This window comes from Stenotrophomonas maltophilia complex sp. Om-AH-Sm3 (assembly GCF_059337855.1).
Map to the genome: position 1 here is coordinate 114,396 of NZ_JBYBLQ010000009.1, position 20,549 is coordinate 134,944.

13 protein-coding genes and 1 other RNA gene are annotated in these 20,549 nt (G+C 64.5%); 7 read left to right on the forward strand and 7 right to left on the reverse strand.

All coding sequences use genetic code 11. The features are described from left to right. Nucleotides 1-236 precede the first annotated feature (236 nt). A complete protein-coding gene (locus AC10QF_RS12800) occupies nucleotides 237-797 on the forward strand; it encodes a YjaZ family protein (protein WP_494542330.1) in 561 nt (186 codons plus the stop codon). Nucleotides 798-992: 195 nt separating this feature from the next. On the opposite strand, the gene AC10QF_RS12805 is transcribed toward AC10QF_RS12800, so the two are convergent. Further along, nucleotides 993-1,301: a helix-turn-helix domain-containing protein gene (locus AC10QF_RS12805; RefSeq protein WP_494542347.1), complete on the reverse strand. Its 309-nt coding sequence runs from the start codon at nucleotides 1,299-1,301 to the stop codon at nucleotides 993-995. A gap of 130 nt (nucleotides 1,302-1,431) precedes the next feature. On the opposite strand from AC10QF_RS12805, the gene AC10QF_RS12810 reads away from it, so the two are divergent. The 4 genes from AC10QF_RS12810 to AC10QF_RS12825 all read left to right on the forward strand — a co-directional run bounded on the left by AC10QF_RS12810 (nucleotide 1,432) and on the right by AC10QF_RS12825 (nucleotide 3,889). Further along, nucleotides 1,432-2,184: a hypothetical protein gene (locus AC10QF_RS12810; protein ID WP_494542331.1), complete on the forward strand. Its 753-nt coding sequence runs from the start codon at nucleotides 1,432-1,434 to the stop codon at nucleotides 2,182-2,184. Between the two features lie 29 nt (nucleotides 2,185-2,213). Beyond that, nucleotides 2,214-2,534 (forward strand): hypothetical protein, encoded by a 321-nt coding sequence (locus tag AC10QF_RS12815; protein ID WP_236509010.1) that lies wholly within the window; start codon nucleotides 2,214-2,216, stop codon nucleotides 2,532-2,534. Nucleotides 2,535-2,541: 7 nt separating this feature from the next. Beyond that, the gene (locus AC10QF_RS12820; RefSeq protein WP_236509011.1) at nucleotides 2,542-3,003 is read left to right on the forward strand and encodes a hypothetical protein; all 462 of its coding nucleotides are present in this window, start codon (nucleotides 2,542-2,544) and stop codon (nucleotides 3,001-3,003) included. A 229-nt stretch (nucleotides 3,004-3,232) separates the two neighbouring features. After that, nucleotides 3,233-3,889 carry a hypothetical protein gene (locus AC10QF_RS12825; protein WP_494542332.1) on the forward strand — a complete coding sequence of 219 codons (657 nt, stop codon included), beginning with the start codon at nucleotides 3,233-3,235 and terminating at the stop codon, nucleotides 3,887-3,889. 170 nt (nucleotides 3,890-4,059) lie between these two features. On the opposite strand, the gene AC10QF_RS12830 is transcribed toward AC10QF_RS12825, so the two are convergent. Next, nucleotides 4,060-4,905: a DUF3800 domain-containing protein gene (locus AC10QF_RS12830; protein ID WP_236509013.1), complete on the reverse strand. Its 846-nt coding sequence runs from the start codon at nucleotides 4,903-4,905 to the stop codon at nucleotides 4,060-4,062. Between the two features lie 779 nt (nucleotides 4,906-5,684). Then, on the reverse strand, nucleotides 5,685-6,095 hold the full coding sequence (locus AC10QF_RS12835) for a DUF3592 domain-containing protein (RefSeq protein WP_494542333.1): 411 nt from the start codon (nucleotides 6,093-6,095) through the stop codon (nucleotides 5,685-5,687). Nucleotides 6,096-6,408: 313 nt separating this feature from the next. On the opposite strand from AC10QF_RS12835, the gene AC10QF_RS12840 reads away from it, so the two are divergent. Next, nucleotides 6,409-6,852 carry a GNAT family N-acetyltransferase gene (locus AC10QF_RS12840; RefSeq protein ID WP_005415487.1) on the forward strand — a complete coding sequence of 148 codons (444 nt, stop codon included), beginning with the start codon at nucleotides 6,409-6,411 and terminating at the stop codon, nucleotides 6,850-6,852. Between the two features lie 57 nt (nucleotides 6,853-6,909). Here AC10QF_RS12840 and AC10QF_RS12845 read toward each other — a convergent pair whose 3' ends face one another. Both AC10QF_RS12845 and AC10QF_RS12850 read right to left on the reverse strand, forming a co-directional pair. Beyond that, a complete protein-coding gene (locus AC10QF_RS12845) occupies nucleotides 6,910-17,799 on the reverse strand; it encodes an autotransporter-associated beta strand repeat-containing protein (protein ID WP_494542334.1) in 10,890 nt (3,629 codons plus the stop codon). Nucleotides 17,800-18,157: 358 nt separating this feature from the next. After that, complete coding sequence (locus AC10QF_RS12850) at nucleotides 18,158-18,475, reverse strand: DMT family transporter (protein ID WP_494542335.1); 318 nt, start codon at nucleotides 18,473-18,475, stop codon at nucleotides 18,158-18,160. 300 nt (nucleotides 18,476-18,775) lie between these two features. On the opposite strand from AC10QF_RS12850, the gene ffs reads away from it, so the two are divergent. Further along, nucleotides 18,776-18,872: signal recognition particle sRNA small type (ffs, locus tag AC10QF_RS12855), an RNA gene on the forward strand. Nucleotides 18,873-19,020: 148 nt separating this feature from the next. Here the strand turns inward: ffs and AC10QF_RS12860 are convergent. Together AC10QF_RS12860 and AC10QF_RS12865 are read right to left on the reverse strand one after the other, a co-directional pair. Next, nucleotides 19,021-19,788 (reverse strand): MBL fold metallo-hydrolase, encoded by a 768-nt coding sequence (locus AC10QF_RS12860; protein WP_111175697.1) that lies wholly within the window; start codon nucleotides 19,786-19,788, stop codon nucleotides 19,021-19,023. Next, entirely contained in the window at nucleotides 19,788-20,537 is a 750-nt protein-coding gene (locus AC10QF_RS12865; protein ID WP_005415484.1) for a 3-deoxy-D-manno-octulosonic acid kinase, read from the reverse strand. The genes AC10QF_RS12860 and AC10QF_RS12865 overlap by 1 nt, the downstream gene beginning before the upstream one ends. Nucleotides 20,538-20,549: the final 12 nt, after the last annotated feature.

A 20,549-nucleotide genomic window follows, 5' to 3' on the forward strand; every position in this document is an offset into this window, starting at 1 on the left:
GCTTGGTTAATCAATGGTCCGCATCCCCCCCCCTCCTCGCTACGCTGGCATCGGCACGGAAAGCATGGTGAGTGAGCCGCTCTCGGTGTATCGGCCCTCTCCCCTTGCATACCGTGGCTCCACACAATGAGGCCGCAGAGTGCTGTGATCAGTTCAACGTGGCATCCCCAGCCCGCTAGCAACGTCTTCCGAACATCGCCTTGGAGTAGAGTAGGCGTTCGAATTAGGGGGGGACGATGGCAACTCGCAGCGACGGACCGGTGTGGCTTGATCATTCCCAGCATGGAAAGACTTACCCGATTAACCACCTTCATCCGACGGTAGAGAACCACTCCTTTCCGGCCCGTCCTGCTCCAGCAGGCCGCCAGGGAGCGCCTGCCGTCTCGTTTCAAGTCTATGTCCACTACTCGCACCACTGCTTCAGCATCTCCTTAAGCGCGGCTGGCCATTGCGCGGACATGGAGATTTACGAGGACTTGGGCCGTAAGGAAGAGAGGATATTCGATGTCGCTCGGTGGAATTTATCGAAGAGCCTTCCGGCCATCATCAAGAAAATTTTGGCTAAACAAATCTTCTGTTATCAGACGCGGCACAGGAATTTCGTCGTCGTCGATGTGGGGATAGCATCGCCTGATGTCTACAGAATTTACTTCAGCACAGAGAAGTGGCCTGGCGGAGCGGCTATTTTCGTTGAGTCCGCTTATCCGTCGGACAAGAATCCGCTCAAGCCGCTCAAGCAGGGAAGTGGGCACCAACACAAGAGCATCAACGCGGTGCTTGCCGAGGCCATGAAATGAAAAAGGGCCCCGTGAGGGACCCTTTTTTAAAGCTAACCGGAATCTCTTGACCCCACTCATGGTGGGTCCTTCTTTCGAAGGAGGCAGACGCTCTCACACCGGCTCGAGGCGCTTTTAGGAGTGACCACTAAGGGCGGCTCCGATGCAAATACTAAAGGCGGACCGCAGCGATTGCAAGTCCCCTTGCAAAAACGTTCAGGTTGGGCCGCCAGGAACCGCACGCAGTGATCTTAGGGCTTCTTCTCGTTGTTCGGACGTCATCTGCGACAGCGTCAAGATGGCCTCAGCCGTTTGAGCATCCTGAGCCACCAAGTAGGCCATTGGGACGCCCAACACATCAGCCAAACGACCCAGCCCATCCAGGTCAATTCCACTGACCTCGGTCTCATATCGATTGACCCGGCTGCTCGCCAGCTTCTTATCGAGCCCCATCAGAACCCCCAAAGCACGCTGACTGGCGATGCCACGGAGCTCCCGCGCCTGCTTGAGCCGCGCGGCAAACAATGATCGTGGGGACGGATGAGGCACGTGAACCGCAGTTGAAATTTCGGGTGAACAGCATGACGTGGTCCCTCGATGCATGGCAGACTCTTCATGAAATGTAGCACTCTCCAACTCAACCGCAGGGGATTTCATGAAGAAGAACTCCATGGGAGTGGCGGCCGGCCTTGCCGCGACGCTGCTTGTAACCGCCACCGCCTTGGCCCAAGCACCCGCCGAACCAAAGCCCGGCTTCTTCCGCCAGTTGGGAAAGAGCCTGAAAGACGCAGGCCAGCAAGCACTGGGGGCCAAGCCGACAACCGTCTCCGCGCCAGCCACTGGCCTGCTGTACGCCCCGATCAGCGGTGCGGGCCGCATCAACGGGCTGTTCAAGAACGAGAACCACCAGGCCGCCCAGCAGGGCCGGCTGGACTGGCCGCGGGTCGCCCTGACCTTCCGCGAATGGGGCGCAAGCCTGCCCTGCTGGACGGTTGAAGCACGGATCTGGACTAGCGCTACGGCATCCACCACCGAGACCTTCCGAGCGTGCGCCGACGCCCCGTTGACCATCCGGGACGACCTGGGGGAAGAAGCGGAGCTCAACAGCAACGCTCGAGCCAAGGCAACCACCGACCTGATGGTGGGCCTGAGGGTTCGCGCCGGGAAGCCGAACACCGGCGACGACCGGACCACTGGCCCTACCCCGCCCCGCGAGCCCTTCAACGTGCGCACGACCCGCGACGGTGTGGCGTGGCAAGCCCGAAAAGTGGCCTTGAGCGCCGCTTGGGTGTCCGGCTTCTTGCGAGCTGATGACCTGTATCCCGGCCCCTCGGGAATGCTCACGCCCTTCCGCGATACCCGCATGTGGATTGCCGGCTTTGATCCGACCGGCAACCGCGACAAGTAAGACACCACCTCAACCAGGAAGAGAACTCGATGAACTCGATCAAGACCATCGCTTTCAGCTTGACCGCCGTTTTGGCGCTGGCGGCTTGCGGCAGCAAACCCTCCGACGAGCAGGCGCAAAAGGCTATCACCGCCGAGTTTGAGCGCGTGCTCGGCAGCCAGGTCTGGGTGAAGGAATACCGAGACTTCAGCCTGAGCGGCTGCAAGAAATCGGAAACGGCCGACGGGGTGATCTGCGACGTGGGCGGCTCTGTCGTCCTCGACATGGGCAGCGTCGTCCAAGCCCGGCCGTTCGTTCAGCCGGTTCGCTTTTCGAAAGCCTCCGGCGAGTGGACCGCCCACAAGCTCTGAGGCCACCATGACCACGCGTTCTTACGCTCATGTCGGTTGCGCGACGGTCCTGCTGGGAGGCGCCGGCCTGTTGTTCGTGGCCGGCGGCCTTGAGGCCCTGCAGCAGCGAGCCCCGCTGGGCTGGCTCGCTATCGCGGGCGGCTTGGTCACCTGGGCCGTGTTGGGGTTTCTCTACTGGATCAACGCCCGGGCCTACCGGCGCCAGGAAGAAACCGAGCGGCAATCGTACGCCCCCTCCGCGCACCAGCGCGGCGGGTTCTGGAAAGGGTTCTTCGTCACCTGGGCAATCGTGGTGGCCGCCCACCTGGCCGCTTTCCTCGGGATGGGCTTTGCTGACCTGCTGCCCCGTCCTGAGCAAAGCCGAGCAATCTTCAGCCTGCTCGTCCTGGCGCTTGTGCCGGCGCACGTGGTGGCTCCGGTGTTGGGCGGGGTTGTTTACAGCCTGGTCCGCTCAACGGAGTTGAGGTAGGCGCCTCTTGACCATCCTTTCAAGAGGCCCCGCTTCGGCGGGGCCTTTGCGTTGCGTCCGCTCATTAAATCTGGCACAACGATTCTAGGGCGTATATCAGCGAGGCAAGGGAATGGCGGACAGTGGAGCGGACGGGGAGCAGACGAAGAAGGAAGCCGGCTACGCCGGCGCCAAATCGCCCTCGCACATCGCTTCTGCGCTAACAACGATGGCGGGCAGCATCTTGGCCATGGCTACCCTGATCGGGTTCTTCCTCCATTTGTCCGGTGATGTCGCGCATTCGACCTACTTGACAGAGATGGGGGTTCCTGCGGCCCTCTTCCCCCAAGCCACCGATGCAAAAATCATCCACGGCTACTACGTGGTCATCATCCAAGGCATTCGGCTGATCAGCGATATTCCTTGGGGCATTGTGTTCACCATGATCGGAATGTCCACGCTATCCATTGTCATCGCGCGTGCGCCTGTCAAAGAGAACACAGCGATGCGAGGGTGGCTCGAACGGCGATCCTATTGGATCAGACAACCCATCGTCGCCCTTCTGGGATCAGCGGTGTTCCTCTCTGCCGCAGCGAGCGTCGGTTGCTTTGTCCTGTTACTGGCCATTGTGCCGGGCCTTGTAGGGGAGAAGTTTGGCAAGAGCAAAGCCGACGAAACAAAGGAGCTGTTTCTTACGGAAGCCTCGGCAAAGACCTCAGAACTCTGGAAGGATTCAGAGCGCCTCACTGAAGGCCGCATTGTCGAGACCAGTGACAACTGGATCGCGATCTACGACAGCGAGCTAAAGATGGTGCGAATTCTTAAGAATGATGGCGTTGAAATAAGAACTCACCTATCGACCGCAGAGGCGTCTGATAAGGCAGGTTCGTCCACACAGTCGCAGTAAATCCAACTAATCGAGTGAATGTTGTTCCAACATGCAGCTTCCCCAATACCACGCTGACGAGGATACGCGATCACTCGTAGAGGTATTTGGTCATTTCCGAGCATCAGCCCAATTAATTGCCAACTTTCCCCGAAATGAAGAAGGAACGACTTGGGCAGGCTAAGTAATAGCTATGGGGAATTCGTCGGCGCAAAGAGCAAAGCTGGTGAGCGGTGTGCAATAGCATCTACTATCGTGATGCCTCCCCGCGACCGCCCGTCCTCCTGATACCGGTAAGAAAGCGCTCGCATTTTTGAAAGGTAACGATCATAGATCAACTTATCCTCCACGCGGACATGCACGCTTGTAACATGGCCCGTGCAGTAAATATGCGTAGCCATAGGCGTCAACAGGCTTGAGGTGAGAAAATCTGTAATTTGGATGGGGACGTGATTTTCACTGTGCCCAAAAGTTGGCATTTCCAAGATCTTATCGTAAGCATCCCCATTCATCTTGAACTTTTGAGTGAAAATAGAGTGCGAAACGGTCGAATTCAAAGCAGCAGTACGACTGTCTGCGATGACCATACCTTGCCCTCCCTTATGGGAGAGGTAACTCTGAAAGCACGCGCAAATTTGCTGAATTGAAGACGTGTAAACAGCCTGCCCCTTGAAGTTCAGGCCTGGCTTCTTGATGTATATCCGCGACACGCACTTGGCTTCGCACTCATCAAGAAGCGCCAATGTCTTATCTAAAAACCTGAACACCGCGCGACGACGATTTCTGCCGCCGTTGCGGATGGATGAGCGCAAATCCGCGCCCTTGATTTCTTTGAGAGAGATGTCGAGCCAGTGACTTTGCGCAGGCGCAAGGCCAGGGTTGAACTGCCTCTTAAGTACGAGAAACTCCCTTGTAAGCTTCGCTAGCTTGTCATGAGGCACAAAAAGGCCTGCTATGACGAGAACGGGCTGGACTTGGGAATTGGGGCCAGGAAGCATGCCTGGGCACCCCGCCTCATCTACATAGCAGAAATGCATGAACTTTCCTTGTCACTCCCATGCACAACTAAGGCCGCTTGCGCGGCCTTAGGATTTGTCGCCAAGACCTAACCTACCAGTCTTGTTCGACACATAGATGCAAGCATCTGGGTTGAATTATACATAGATTACTGCCCTCGTCAAGCGTGGCGATAACAAAACTTGCCACGTTAGTCGATTCGCAGAGCTGGGACAGGAATCTCGTAAAATCACCTTTAAAATCAACTACTTAAAAAATCCTCTCACGCCTCGGACGAGGCAGCCACAGATCTCGGTTGCCAGAGATTAATTTTAATGATGAGTAGAACTTGCGTATTGCAGGCTGGCAATGACGGACGCAGGCCGTTACGATCATAGGCCACAACATAGGACACATGTCCGGTTTGCGATCTGTTGCAGGGTCAAGGGGTTAGGTTCGAGTCGATCCGATCCCCCTCTCTCCGCCAGACAAACGCAAAGGGCCGCCCACAGGGTGGCCCTTTTGCGTTTGTCTGGCGGATGGGATGGGTGGTGAGAAGCCCCGCCGGGGTTCGACGGTTCTGCAGGAGCAGAACCGGACAGCCGCAGGCTGGTCCCGGGGCGCAACGCGCATCGGGATCGGGTGCAGGGATGCACCCGACAATCCCCCTCTCTCCGCCAGATAAATGAAGAAGCCGCCCAGTGGGCGGCTTTTTTGTTTGGCTGGCGGGAATCGTCGCAGGTACTACCGGACTGAACAGGGCCTGCCGTCGTGGCCGGTCCAACGGGCCGCCCGCCGACGGCGCGCGATCCGCCGCAGGTCATCTGCGCCGGAGCAGTCCCCGCACGCAGGCGCCGACGAACGCCAGCCCCAGCAGCACCCACACGACCGTCATTCCCCACAGCGCACCGAACGTGTCCAGGACCGGCTCCAACCGCGGTTGCGCCGGGTCGTACAGCACGCGTACCGGCTGCCCAGGCTCATAGCCGAAGATCATGCCGCCCTGCGGATACGAGACGCGTTGGCCGGTCGCGGTGGTGAACGCGACCTGCGGATGCGATCCGCCGGCGTTCAGGCGCTCGACCTGGCCATCAAAGGCCTGCGCGACCGCCAGGAACTCAAGACGATGTGTCACCTCGAAGGCGGCCACAGCAAGGATCAACAGACCCACCACGCCAAACAGCAGGCCGCGCATGAGCTGGGCAGTCCGGAAAAAAGAAGGGTCGGGCATCGCTGGGCAGCTCCGTTGCAGGCGGGAAGACGAATGGGGCCGGCGGATCCTGCCGCGCGGTCAGTCCCACGTGTGGAAAGCATAGCCCAGAAGCCACTGCGCCCCACTGCACGCCATCGCCACCGGATGCGCCTCGCCATTGCCCGCCACCGACGCACCCGCCTGGTTCAGGCGCCTGCATTCCGCACGATCATTCGAGTGGGGAGACGTTACCTGTAAAGGAATTGGCATCGCTCCATGTACCCTTGAACGTTTCGCCCCCTCCCAACGTCTGGACGGCTGAAATGCAGCCGGGCAACTCCACGCATTTCCCATGAATCTCCGCCTCTACCGCCCCGCCGATGCCAGCGCCTGCCTGTCGATTTTCGACAGCAACGTACCCACCTACTTCGCGCCCGAAGAGCGCAGCGACTTTGAATGCTTCCTGCGCGAACAGGCCACGGACTGTGCATTCCAGGTGATCGAGCGCGATGGAAACGTCGTCGCCTGTGGTGGCCTCTCGCGCCGTAGCGACGGCAGCGCCGGCTTCTGCTGGGGCATGGTGCAGCGCGCGCTGCACCGCCAGGGACTGGGCCGCGAACTGGCACTCGCGCGCCTGCACCAGGCTGAAAGCGATCCGTCGATCGACCGCATCGCGCTCAGCACCAGCCAGCACACCCAGGGCTTCTATGCCGGCCTGGGTTTCCAGGTGACGCGCATCGTGCCCGATGGGCATGGCGCCGGGATCGACGCCGTTGAAATGGAGCGGGAGCTCTAGCGCTCCCGCCCCGGTGCCATCCACGAAGGGCGTGGATCTACCGCAGGCATCCCCTGCTCAGAACCCGACGCGCAGGTTGATCTGCCCACCCACATCGCGGCGGCCATCGCCATGCTGGCCCTGTACGAACATCGACAGCTGGCTGTTGCGGCCGAGGCCGACCGCCACGCCCACCTGGCTGACCAGGGCATTGCGTGCCATCACCGCGCTGTAGACATCGAAGGCATCACCACCGACCGCAAAGCGGTTGCGGCTGGCCACATCGGTATCCCCTGACGCATGCTGCCAACCCAGGCCGACCGTCAGCTGCGACGGGAAGCGCTCGCCGCTGCCCACGTCCCAGCGCCCACGCACGCCCACGGTGCTGACATTGAGCGTGTCCTTGCCGCCTTCCAGCACCAGTGCCGCGCTGCCGCCCTGCTCCACCGCACGATCGCTGTCGACCCAGTGCTTGGTGAACTGCACATAGGGCTGCAGCTGGGTCCTGCCGTGGGTCCATGTCCAGCTGCCTTCCACCTGGGCGATGGTCACATCGGAATCCTGGCGGCTGTACAGGGTCTGGCCCAACAACGGCACTTCACGCGTGGCGCGCGTGCGGTAGTCACCGCGCGACACGCTGCCACCAACCGCAAAGCCGTTGTTCCACTGTCCCTGTGCATACAGGCCGAACGTGTTGCCACGCAGGCGGGCCCGCGAGCTGCGATCATACAGCCGCGTATCCAGCCGTTCGTTGCCGGCCGCTGCACCCAGCACCACATGCTCGCCCAGCTGCCAGTCGACACCGGCCATCAGCGCATTGCGGTTGGAGCGGATGTCGGCACCGTTGCCGTCACCGTCCTGGCGGAACACCTTGCCGCTGCCGGCCAGCCAGGCCGAAGCGCGCTCGCCCCGCACGGTCGGCAGTTCGCTGCCCAAGCGCTGGCGGATGCCCTCCTCCAGGTAGTTGTCATACAGCAGCACCGCGCGGCTGGCCGCATGCACTTCGCCTGACAGCTGGTCGAAGGCGCTGCGCGCAGTGGCCGCGTCATAGAGCAGCACCGTGTTGTACAGGCCCAGGGCCGCGCCACTCTGCGGCAGGCTGTCCAGCGCCGCGGCGGTGTTGTACTGGTTGCGCGTGTTGGCCACGGTGGTGAACGCTGCGGTCTGCGCCACGTCGATCTGCAGGTTCGCCGTGTTCGCGGTATACACCGGAGTGATGGTCAGGAAGGCCGACGGCGAAGTCGCCGACGCGAACTGCCCACTCACGCCACCGCCCGCATTGACCACCGTGTACTGCTGGCCCTGCTGGTAGCTGGTGCTCGGCGAAATGGTATTCACCCGCACGGTGCTGCCGCCCACATTCGCGCTGCCGCCCACCTGCACCGTGTCGCTGCCGGTGGCGCCCAGGTCGATGCCCAGCGTGCTGCCCGGTGACAGGTTCAGATTGCCGCCCACCGTGATCGTGCCGGTGCCATTGCCTGCACCACTGCCATTGCCCGCGCCATTGCCCGGCGACAGCACGCCGCCGCTGGACACCGTCACGCCACCGCCGGTACCACCGATGGTGCCGGTGCCGGACAGGGTCGTACCACTGCCGATGGTCCACTGGCCGCCGATCGTGCCGGTGACATTCAAACCGCCGCCGGTGACCTGGCCAGTGCCGCTGAAGCCACCACTGTTGCCGCCCAGATTCAGCGTGCCCGGGCCGGCCTGCACGATGCTGCCGCCGCCGGTGATGCTGCCGCCAAGCGTGGTGGTGCCACCGGTGTTGATGACCAGGCCGCCGTTGTTGGTGATGTTGCCGGTGATCGAGCCACTGGCCCCACCATTGCCGACCTGCACGGTGCCGCCAGCGTTGATGGTGGTGCCGCCGGTATAGGTGTTGTTGCCGGTCAGGGTCACGGTGCCGGTACCGGCCTGGGTCAGGCCGCCACTGCCGCTGATGGTGCCGCCCACCGTGGTGTTGCCGCCGACGTTGAACACCAGGCTGCCGTTGTTGCTGACATTACCGGTGATCGCACCGCTGGCGCCGCCATTGCCGACCTGCAGCGTGCCGCCGGTGTTGATGGTGGTGCCGCCGGTATAGGTGTTGTTGCCGGCAAGGATCACGGTACCGGTGCCCGCCTGGGTCAGACCACCGCTACCACTGATGGCACCGCCGACGGTGGTGGTGCCGCCTACGTTGAACACCAGGCTGCCGTTGTTGGTGACGCTGCCGCCGATGGCACCGGTCGCACCGCCATTGCCTACCTGCAGCGTGCCACCCGCGTTGATCGTGGTCGGGCCGGTATAGGTGTTGTTGCCGGTCAAGGTCAGCGTACCGCTGCCGGCCTGGGTGAGGCCGCCACTGCCGCTGATGGTGCCGCCCAGCGTGGTATTGCCCGCCACGCTGGACACCAGCGTGCCGTTGTTGGTGACATCACCGACGATTGAGCCCGTTGCCCCGCCATTGCCCAGCTGCAGCGTACTGCCGGCGTTGATGGTCGTGCCGCCGGTATAGGTGTTGGTCCCGGTCAGCAGCAGCGTACCGCTGCCGGCCTGGATCAGGCCGCCGCTGCCACTCATGGTGCCGCCCAGCGCGGTGTTGCCGGCCACGTTGGAAATCAACGCGCCATTGTTGGTGATGTCGCCGGCGATGGCGCCGGTCGCGCCGCCGTTGCCCACCTGCAGCGTGCCGCCGGTATTGATGGTGGTCCCGCCGGTGTAGGTGTTGTTGCCCACCAGGGTCAGCACACCACTGCCCGCCTGGGTCAGGCCACCACTGCCGCTGATCGCACCGCCGACCGTGGTGTTGCCCGCAACGTCGAACACCAGGCTGCCGTTGTTGGCAACGTTGCCGGTGATCGCGCCGGTCGCACCGCCATTACCCACCTGCAGCGTGCCACCGGCATTGATGGTGGTGCCGCCGGTATAGGTGTTGTTGCCGGTCAGGGTCAGCGTGCCGCTGCCGACCTGGGTCAGGCCGCCACTGCCGCTGATGGTGCCACCGAGCGTGGTGTTGCCGGCCACGTTGGATACCAGCGCACCGTTGTTGGTGATGTCGCCGACGATCGCGCCGGTCGCACCGCCGTTGCCGATCTGCAATGTGCCACCGGCATTGATCGTGGTACCGCCGGTGTAGGTGTTGTTGCCGGTCAGCACCAGCGTGCCGCTGCCGGCCTGGGTCAGGCTGCCACTGCCGCCGACTACACCGCCCACGGTTGCCGTGGTGCCGAGGTTGTAGACCAGGCTGCCGTTGTTGGTGATGTCGCCCAGCACCGAACCGGTGCTGCCGCCGTTGCCGATCTGCAGCGTACTGCCACCGTTGATGGTGGTGCCTCCGGTATAGGTGTTGTCGCCACTGAGGGTCAGCGTGCCGGTACCGCTCTGCACCAGGCCGCCGGTGCCACTGAGGACGCCGGCGAACGTGGTGCTGGCGTTGTTGCCGCCGGTGGTCAGCGTTGCACCGCCCAGCACCACGCTGGAACCGGTCACGCCAGCGAGGCCTCCGATGCTCTGGCTGCCACCGGCACTGATATCCAGCGTACCGGCACCGGCCAGGTTGACCGTGCTGGCACCGGACAGGCTGCCACCGGCCGCCACCGCCAGCGTGCCACTGTTGATGGTGGTGGCACCGGTATAGGTACTCGCACCGCCGAGGGTGACCGTCGCCGCGCCATCCTTCAGCAGGCCGCCAGCGCCGCTGATCGGGCCGTTCAAGGTCAGTGCGTTGCCGCCGCCCAGAGTCAGCGTGCCGCTGGCCAGCTGCACGGTGTTGGCCAGCGTCAGCGCGCTGGTGCCATCCAGGCTGGCGTTGCCGCCTACGGTCAGCGCACCGGTTCCCAGCGAACCGTCGTTGCCCAGTAGCAGGCCACCGGCATTGAGGGTCACGCCGCCCGTGAAGACGTTGACGCCAGTCAAGCCCTGGATGCCTGCGCCGTTCTTTACCAGCCCCCCCGCCCCTCCGATGGTGCCGGCGAACGTGGTGTTGCCCACGCCATTGAGGGTCAGCGTGCTGCCACCCAACGCCACTGAAGAGCCTGCCACGCCTGCCAGCGAACCGATCGCCTGCGCGCCCCCCGCGCTGATGTCGAAGGTGGTACCGGCGTTGGCCAGGTTCACCGCCCCCGTCGCAGCGAGGCTGCCACCGGCGCCGATCGCCAGCGTGCCGGCATTGATGGTGGTGCCACCGGTGAAGGTGTTGGTGCCGGTCAACGTCTGGGTACCGGAGCCTTCCTTGATCAGCCCACCGGAGCCGGCCACCGAGCCACTGAACGTGCCATTGGTGGCGTCTCCGATCGTCAGCGTGTTGGCGCCCAGATTCACCGTGCCGTTGCCGATCAGGGTACCGAACTGCTGCGTGCCGCTGCCTGCCGACAGATCGAAGGTCGCCCCCGAGGCCAGGTTGACGATGCCACTGGCGTGCAGGCTCGCGCCCGCGCCCAGTGCCAGCGTACCGGCGTTGATGTTGGTGCCACCGGTGTAGGTGTTGGTGCCGTTCAAGGTCAGCGTCGCGGCACCCTCCTTGGTCAGGCTGCCGGTACCACTCAGGTTGCCGTTGAGGGTGAGGTTGTTGCTGCCCAGGACGGTCAACGCGTTGTTGAGGATGAAGTTGTTGCCGAGGATGACCGCAGTGTTCGAATCGAGCGTCGCAGCGCCTCCGACCGTCACCGTACCGGTGCCCAGCGCAGCATTGTTGCCGACCACCAGGCCACCGGCGTTGAGCGCCACGCCACCGCTGAAGGTGTTGGCACCGTTGAGCGTCTGCACGCCCGCACCGTTCTTGATCAGGCCGCCACTGCCGCCGATCACACCGCTGAAGGTGCTGTCCACGGTGCCGCCCAGAGTCAGCGTGCTGCCACCCAGCGCCACCGTGCTGCCCGCCACGCCGGCCAGCGAACCGATGGCCTGGTTACCCGCGGAGATGTCGAGCGTGCCCGCACCGGCCAGGTTCACCGCGCCGGTTGCGGCGAGGCTGCCACCGGCACCGATTGCCAGTGTGCCGCTGTTGATGGTGGTCCCCCCGGTGTAGGTGTTGGCACCGCTCAGGGTTACGGTGGACGCACCGTCCTTGATCAGCCCGCCCGTGCCGGAAATCACGCCCCCCAGCGTCAGCGCCTGGCTGCCGAGCAGATCGAGGCTGGCACCCGCTGCCAGCCCGATGTTGTTGGCAAGGCTGACGCCGGTCGTTGCATCCAGCGTTGCGTTGCTTCCGACCGTCAACGCGCCGCTGCCGAGCGCAGCGTTGTTGCCGACCACCAGGCCACCGCCGTTCAGTGCAACGCCACCACTGAACAGATTGGTGCCACCCAGCGTGAGGATGCCGGCGCCATTCTTGACCAGGCCACCGGTGCCGGAAATCGTGCCATCGAAGAGGCTGTTGCCCACACCACCGAGTGTCAGCGTCTGTGCCCCCAGGCTCACCGTCGAGCCGGCCACACCGTTCAACGATCCGATGGTCTGGTTGGCACCTGCGGTGGAGATGTCGAAGCCGGTCCCCGCAGCGCTCAGCGTCACCGCGCCGGTCGCGGCCAGGCTGCCGCCCGGACCAATCGCCAGCGTGCCAGCGTTGATGAAGGTGCCGCCGGTGTAGGTGTTGGCACCGGTCAGCGTTTCGATGCCCGCGCCCACCTTGGTCAGGCCACCGGTGCCTGCGATCGAGCCACTGAAGGTGCCATTGGTGGCGCCGCCGACCTCGATCGAGTTGGCACCGAGGTTCACCGTACCATTGCCGACCAGGGTGCCGAACTGCTGCGTGCCGCTGCCGGCAGACAGATCCAGCGTGGCACCCGTGGCGAGGTTCACGGTACCGCTCGCCGCCAGGCTGGCACCGGCGCCCAGCGCCAGCGTGCCGGCGTTGATGTTGGTGCCACCGCTATAGGTGTTGGCGCCGTTCAAGGTCAGCGTCGCGCTGCCATTCTTGGTGAGGCTGCCGGCCCCGGACAGGACGCCGTTGAGCGTCAGTGCATTGGTCCCGAGCACGGTCAGCCCGGCGTTGAGCGCGATGTTGTTGGCCAGCGTTGCCAGGCCGGTGGTATCCAGCGTGGCGGCACCACCAACAGTCAATGCGCCAGTGCCCAACGCTGCATCATTGCCAAGCACCAGTCCGCCCGCGTTGAGCGTTACGCCGCCGCCAAACGTGTTGGCACCGGACAGCGTCTGTACGCCCGCGCCTGCCTTGATCAGACCGCCGCCGCCACTGATCACGCCATCGAACGCGGCGTTGCCGGCCGTACCGAAGGTGAGCGAATTGCCGCCCAGCGCCAGGGTGCTGCCACCCGCACCGTTGAGCGCGCCGATGGTCTGGCTGCTGCCGGCACCGGAAATATCAAAGCCAGCGCCTGCAACCAACGTGACATCACCCGCTGCAGCAAGGCTGCCGCCCGCGCCCAGCGCCAGCGTGCCGGCATTGATGGTGGTACCGCCGCTGTAGGTGTTGGCACCGGACAGCGTCAGCGTGGTGGCACCATTCTTGACCAGGCTGCCATTGCCGCCGACCACGCCCGACAGCGTCAGCGCATTGCTGCCCGGCAACGTCAGTACGACGCCCGAGCCCAGCGTGACCGCATTGCCGAGTGTCACTGCCGCGCCCGTGTCCAGCGTGGTGCTGGCATTTACCGCCAGCGCGCCGGTACCGAGCGCATCATTCGCACCGACCACCAGGCCACCGCCGTTCAAGGTCAGGCCGCCACTGAAGGTATTGGTGTTGTTGAGGGTCAGCAGGCCCGCACCGTTCTTGATCAGGCTGCCATTGCCGGCCACCACACCACCGAGGGTGAGATCGTTGCTGCCACCCAGCGTCAGCTGCGTACCGGCACCGAAGTTCACTGCGTTGGCCAGGTTCAGCGCCACGGTGCTGTCCAGCGTGGTCGTGCCACCAATGCCCAGTGCACCGGTACCGAGTGCGCTGGCGTTGCCGAGAATCAGGCCACCGTCGTTGAGTGCAAGGCCACCACTGAAAGTATTGGCACCGGACAGCGTCTGCACGCCGGCACCGGTCTTGATCAGGCCGCCGGTACCATCGATCACGCCGGCAAAGCTGCCACTGCTGGCGCCGCCAAAGGTCAGCGACTGCGCGCCCAGCACCAGCTGGCTGCCTGCCACGCCATTCAGCGCGCCGATGGTCTGCGCCGCACCGGCTGCGGAGATGTCCAGCGTCGCACCGGCACCGGCAAGATCCACCGCACCGGCCGCGGCAAGACTGCCGCCCGCCCCTAGCGCCAGCGTGCCGGCGTTGATGGTGGTGCCACCGGTGTAGAGGTTGGCGCCGGACAGGGTGAGGCGGGCCGCGCCGTCCTTGATCAGCCCACCGGCACCGAATACCGGACCGGTGAGCGTCAGGTCATTGCCGCCCAGCACGGAGAGATTCGCACCGGCGGCCAGGCCGATGAGGTTGCCTACGGTGAGTGCAGACGTTGCATCCAGCGAAGCGTTACCGCCCACGTCCAGCTGGCCGGTACCCAGTGCCTGCGCATTGCCCAGCTGTAGCAGGCCCGCGTTGAGGCCGACACCCCCGCTGAAGGTGTTGGGTCCATTCAACGCCAGCGTGGCCGTACCATTCTTGACCAGGCTGCCAGTGCCACTGATGAGACCGCCCAGTGACACGTCCTGGCTGCCCAGCAGATCCAGCGCCGCGCCTGCCCCGAGGTTGACGTTGTTGGCGAGGTTCAGCGCGACCGAACTGTCCAGCGTGGCAGTGGCGCCCACCGACAGTGCACCGGTGCCCAGTGCGCCGGCGTACCCCAGGAACACGCCGCCGCCGTTGACGGTGAGCCCACCACCGAAGCTGTTGGCGCCGTTGAGGGTCAACGTGCTGGCACCGTTCTTCACCAGCCTGCCGGTACCGGACACCACGCCACCCAGCGTGATCGCCTGCGAGCCCGGCAACGACAGCGCCGCACCCGCGCCCAGATCAACATTGTTGGTCAGGCTCAACGGGGCGCTGCCATCGAGCGTGACGTTGCCGCCGATGCCCAGTACTCCGGTACCAAGCGCGCCGCTGTTACCCAGCAGCAGGCTGCCGGCGTTTGCATTCAGTCCACCGCTGAAGGTGTTGGTGCCGTTCAAGGTCAGTGTCGATGCGCCATTCTTGACCAGGCTGCCGGTGCCAGTGATGTTGCCGTCCAGGGTCAGGTTCTGGCTGCCCGGCAGGGTCAGGGCCGCGCCGAGGTTGATCGCATTGCCCAGGTTGAGCGCCGCAGTGGCGTCCAGCGAGCCGTTGCCACTGACCGACAGCGCACCGCTTCCCAGCGCACCGGCGTTGCCCAGCACCAGGCCACCGGCCGCAAGATTCACCCCACCGCTGAAGGTATTGGCACCGGTCAGCGTCTGCACGCCGGTACCCTGCTTGATCAGCCCACCGGTGCCGCCGATCACGCCGGCGAAGGTCTGGTTGGTGGCATCACCGAAGGTGAGCGTGCTGCTGCCCAGCGCCAGGGTGCTGCCCGCCACACCGGACAATGCACCGATGGTCTGGTTGCCACCCAGCGAGATATCCAGTGCGCTGCCAGCGCCGGCCAGGCTGACCGCGCCGGTCGCCGCCAGGCTGCCACCACTGGCCAATGCCACCGTTCCGGCATTTACCGCCAGCCCACCAGTGAACGTGTTCGCGCCGCCCAGCGTCAGCGTGGCAGCGCCGTTCTTGACCAGGCTGCCGCTGCCGCCAATGACACCCCCCAGCGTCAACGCGTTCGAGCCCAGCACATTGAGCGAACCACCGGCGCCCAGTGTGATGCCATTGCCCACGGTGAGTCCGGTGCTGGCGTCGAGCGATACCGCGCCGCCGACGTTCAGTGCGCCGGTTCCCAGTGCACCGCCGTTGCCCAGCACCAGGCTGCCGGCGTTGAGCGCCAGACCGCCGCCGAATGTATTGGCGCCGTTGAGGGTCAGCGACGATGCACCATCCTTGATCAGGCCACCCGCGCCACTGATCACCCCGTTGAAGGTGAGCGCCTGCCCGCCAAGCAGATTCAGGCTGGCACCCGATCCGAGGCTGACAGCATTGGTCAGCGCCAGCGCCGTGGTGCCGTCGAAGGTGGTGTTGCCGCCGACAGAGAGCGTACCGCTGCCCAGCGCGGCGGCATTGCCCAGCAACAAGCCACCGGCGTTGAGCGCAACACCGCCCGTGAGGCTGTTGACGCCCGACAGGGTCTGCACACCGGTGCCGAGCTTGATCAGGCCGCCGGTGCCTGCGGCGAACGTGCCGCTGTAGCTGGTATTGCCCAGCCCGCCCAGGGTCAGGGTGTGACTGCCGAGGTTGACCGAACCGCCAAGCCCGGCCAGCGAGCCGATGGTCTGGTCGGCCGCCGCCGAAAGATCCAGGCTGGTGCCGACGCCCAGCGTGATCGCACCGGTGGGCGACAGGCTGCCGCCCGCGCCCAGCGCCAGCGCGCCCCCGGCCAGGTTGAAGCTGCCGCTCAGCGAATTGGCACCGTTCAAGGTCAGCGTGCCGGCACCGTTCTTGGTCACGTTGCCGGCACCGGATATCGAGCCACTCAATGTCAGCGCATTGCTGCCCAGCAGGTTCAGCGAGCCCCCGCCATTGACCACCAGGTTGTTGCCCAGGGTGAAGCCCGCCGTCGTATCCAGCGAGGCGCTGCCACCGACGGTCAGGTTGCCGCTGCCGAGTGCACCGGCATTGCCCAGCAGCAGGCCGCCGGCATTGAGGTTGACGCCCCCGGAGAACAGGTTTGCGCCGCCGAGAGTAACAATGCCGGTGTTGTTCACCGTCAGCCCACCAGCGCCTGAAAGCACGCCATTCAAGCCGAACGCATTGGTCCCGGCCAGGGATAGATTGCCGCCGAGGTTGAACGCATTGGCCAGATTCAGACCGGCCGTGGAGGATGCGATGGCACCGCCGTTGGCCGTGAACAGCCCTGTGCCGAATGAACCGGCATTGTTGAAATTGACCAGGCCATCATTGAGCGTCGTCGGGCCGGATGCGCCCCATGCGCCCTGCAGGTTCCAGGTACCGCTGTTGACGGTGAGCTTCTGGAAGTTGAGGTACTGGTTCCAGCCCAGTGTGGTCACCGCTCCGCCGGTGCCGGAGCCGGGACCGGCGGAACTGTTCTGCAGCACCAGCGCGTTGTTGCCCGCACCGCTGCCGGTACCCGCGTCGACCGTTCCCGCTGCCGCAACCTTCACCCCGGTAACACCCGTAATCACGCCGGCAAGGGCGGTGCCACCGCCGGCCACAACGCTGGAACCCGACACTGCGGTGAAGGTATTGCCGCCGGTTGAATCACCCAGGTGAACGCTGCCACTGACCGCCCCTGCATTGAGGAACGTATTACCGCCAGAAGCGCCCAGGCCGACACGCCCGTCGATGGTACCGGTGTTGGTCACATTCGCTGCCGCGCCACCATAGGTCACGACCGTGGTCGCGTCGGAAACGCTGCCCACACCGATCAACGACGTGCTGATCAGGCCGGCATTGTTGATGGTGGTGGTGCCGTTGACGTTCTGTGCCACCAGCGCCTGTCCACCGAAGCCCAGCAGCGTTGCGATGTTGACGACACCCTTGATCTGTCCACTGGCGTTGTTGTTGACGACGATCGCGCTGTTGTTGGCGGAACCATTGCCGATGACCAGGCCGGGCGAGGCGAGGACGATCGAGCTCGGATCGATCGTGCCATTGTTGTTGACCGTCACGTTGTCGCCAGTCAGCGTTGCTGCGTTGCCTCCACCTACGATCGGCGGCGTACGCAGCAACGCACCCGCGGCAATGTTCAGCGTGAGGCCGCTGGTCGCGTTGGAGTAGTTGTTGATGTTGGTGGTGCTGTCGCAGTTTACTGTCGTGGTGCCCGTACACGCCGCGAATGCCGATCCGCTGGCCAGTGTGGCGGCCAGTGCCGCCGCCAGCTGGTGCGCCCGCAATCGCGGCACCCGCCCTGCGCCGACCGCGCTTCCGCCGGGATTCCGGGTGACCTCCGAAGCAACCTGCATTACCCCAAGGGCGCGATTGAAAACCAGACGGTAAATGCGGTTCATCGGCAAATCTCCATGAAAAGACCGGATGGCACAGCTGGCAGGTTTTTCGAGACAATGCGGTCCACCCCTGCTCCCGATACGGGAACAAGGCCTGAAGGCATTAACTCCTGAAAATCTTCACATCTTCACGTGATCGCACCCCGGGACAGGTACGTCAGCGTGTCCACCAGGACGAAAACTCCCCGATTTCGCCCGACGAATGGCGGCACTGTGCGACCGGCCGTGCCAGCGGCATGTGAATCGCGCGCGTTATTTTCATGACGCACGTCAAATAAAAGAGGCAGACAGAATGGTTTTGCCGAAAATGCATATCGCTGCATGTGGCGGAGAATCCATTCCCCGCCATGAGTAAATAAATTCAGCTGCTGGAGAGTTTCATCAGCACCAGGCCGGAAACAATCAGCACCGCTGCACCGATCCGCATCGGGCTGACCTGCTCCCCCAGGAACACGATGCCGACCACGAACGCGCCGACCGCGCCGATGCCGGTCCAGATCGTATAGGCGGTGCCCAGCGGCAGGCTGCGCATGGCCACCGCCAACAGCCAGAAGCTGGCGGTCATGCCGATGATGGTGACCACGGTGGGGGTGAGACGGGTGAAGCCTTCGGACTGCTTCATGGACACGGCCCAGACGATTTCCAGCAGGCCGGCAAACAATAGATAGATCCAGGCCATGACGGCCCTCCTCTTGGTAGGGCCAGGCCGTCCTGGTCTTTGATTCCCGATGCGGGGGAGGTCGTTCCTCCTGGCCGGCATTCTAGCAACGGGAGCCACGCCCGGCCGCCGTGGCCGGGAACGGGTTACAGCCGATTCAGTGCGTGAAGCTGGCATCGACGCACCCGCCTGCGCTAGAATGAGCGCCTGCCATCGGCTAGCCGATGTGCAGTCCGGCTGTGGTCTCCGGCGCATCGCGCGCTGCTTCCCCTGATCCGTGAACTGGCCGCCCTCGGGGCGGCCAACGTCTCTATGGTGGCCCCGTCGGCCCCTCGCGACGCTAGGTCGAAAACCCCGCCAGGGCCGGAAGGCAGCAACGGTATCGATCGACGCGGGCGCCGAGGTCAGCCGGCGGGGCCATCGCCTTTTCTGGCGACACCCGGCCCTGGCAGCTGCCAACCCTGGTTGGCGCCCCTCGCCGGGCATGGCCCAGCGCTACTGCAGCGCGCGCTCCAGCGCCTCCAGTTCGGCGGCCAGCGCCGCATCGGCGGGCTGGCCGGTCCTGCTCACGGCGGATCCTGCACCAGTACGTGCGGCGCGGTCGGGTCGGCCAGCGGCACGCACTGCCCCGGCTGCGCCACGCGGTGCCCGCGCACGGCCAGCGCTTGGCCATCGGCCACGCTGGCGTAGTGGTAGAGCATCATCCGCGCCTGCAGTTCGATGCTGTACTCACGCTCCAGGTCGTCCACGCCCGTGTGTGACGGGTTGCCGTGCAGGCCGCAGTCGTGGGCGATCAGCTCGTTGTCGTTGGCGTAGCGCGCCAGCATCTCCGGAATCGGCCGGGTATCGCCGCTCCAGGTCAGCGCGCCCTGCAGGCGCAGGCCATAGGCCGTCTCCGGCCAGTGATGGCGCACCGGAAACACCTCCAGGCGCATCCCCTCATGCCAGAACGCCTCGCCCACCACGATCAGGTGGAAGGCATCCCAGAAGTTCGCACCGCCCTCGGCCAGCACGTTCGGATAGTCAGCAATGCGCTTGTGCAGCAGCGGCAGCACCGTGGCAGGCACGTACAGGCGCACCTTGCCGCGCCGGTGCGCATTGAAGAAAGTGTCCACGAACAGGCGCTCGAAGCCGGCCACATGGTCCAGGTGCACATGGGTGACGAACAGCGCCTGCGGCATGTGCCCGTAGTGCGCCTTGAACGCGGTGAGGCCTTCACCGCCGCAATCGATGGTCAGCCACGGGCGACCACCGCGCTCGATCACCGACATCGGCGATCCCAGCTCGACCGCCGACGCATTGCCGACGCCGAGGAAACGCAACGACCAGTCCATCAGGTGCCCCGGTTCCACGCCATGTCATAGGCACGGCGCAGCCGTGCGTAGTCCTTCTGCACATCTTCCACGCTGCGCTCGCCGCGCAGCTTGACCAGCGAGCGCAGCAACCGCTTGAGGTTGCGTTCGCGCCAGCCGGTGGCCGGGATGCGGATCACCCCACGGTCGAAATCGATCAGCCAGCCATGGCCACTGCCATCGAACAGGATGTTGTGCGCGTTGAGGTCGGCATGGTCCAGGCCGGCACGGTGGAAACGGGCGATCAGCCGCCCGGTCTCTTCCCAGGGCGCGCCCCGGCCCGCAACCAGTGCGCGGTCGGCCAGCGAGCGCACGTCCTCGATCCGTTCCATCAGGATCGCCGCCCGGTAGCGCAGGCCTTCACGCATGTAGAACGCGGCGATCGGCCGTGGCACCGGCAGCTTCTTCTCGCGCAGCGCGCGCATCAGGCGGAATTCGGCGAAGCTGCGGGTCCGGTCCGAGCCGCGCCAGAGGTACTGGTCGTGGCTGATCCGGGCCGCCATGCCGCCGCGCAGGTAGTGGCGCAGCACGCTGGCACCGAACGGCGCATCGACGAACCAGGCGCTGCCGCGGCCGCCCTCGCCCACCGGGCGGGCCTTGCTGCCCCAGTGCTGGGGCGAGAACAGGCCAATATCGGCTTGCCGCAGCCGCTCGCGGTCGAACAGAATGGCCCCGATGCCGCGACCCTCGCGGCATGGCGTCAGCGCTTCATTGGCGTCGAATGCGACCATTTCATTGAGTCT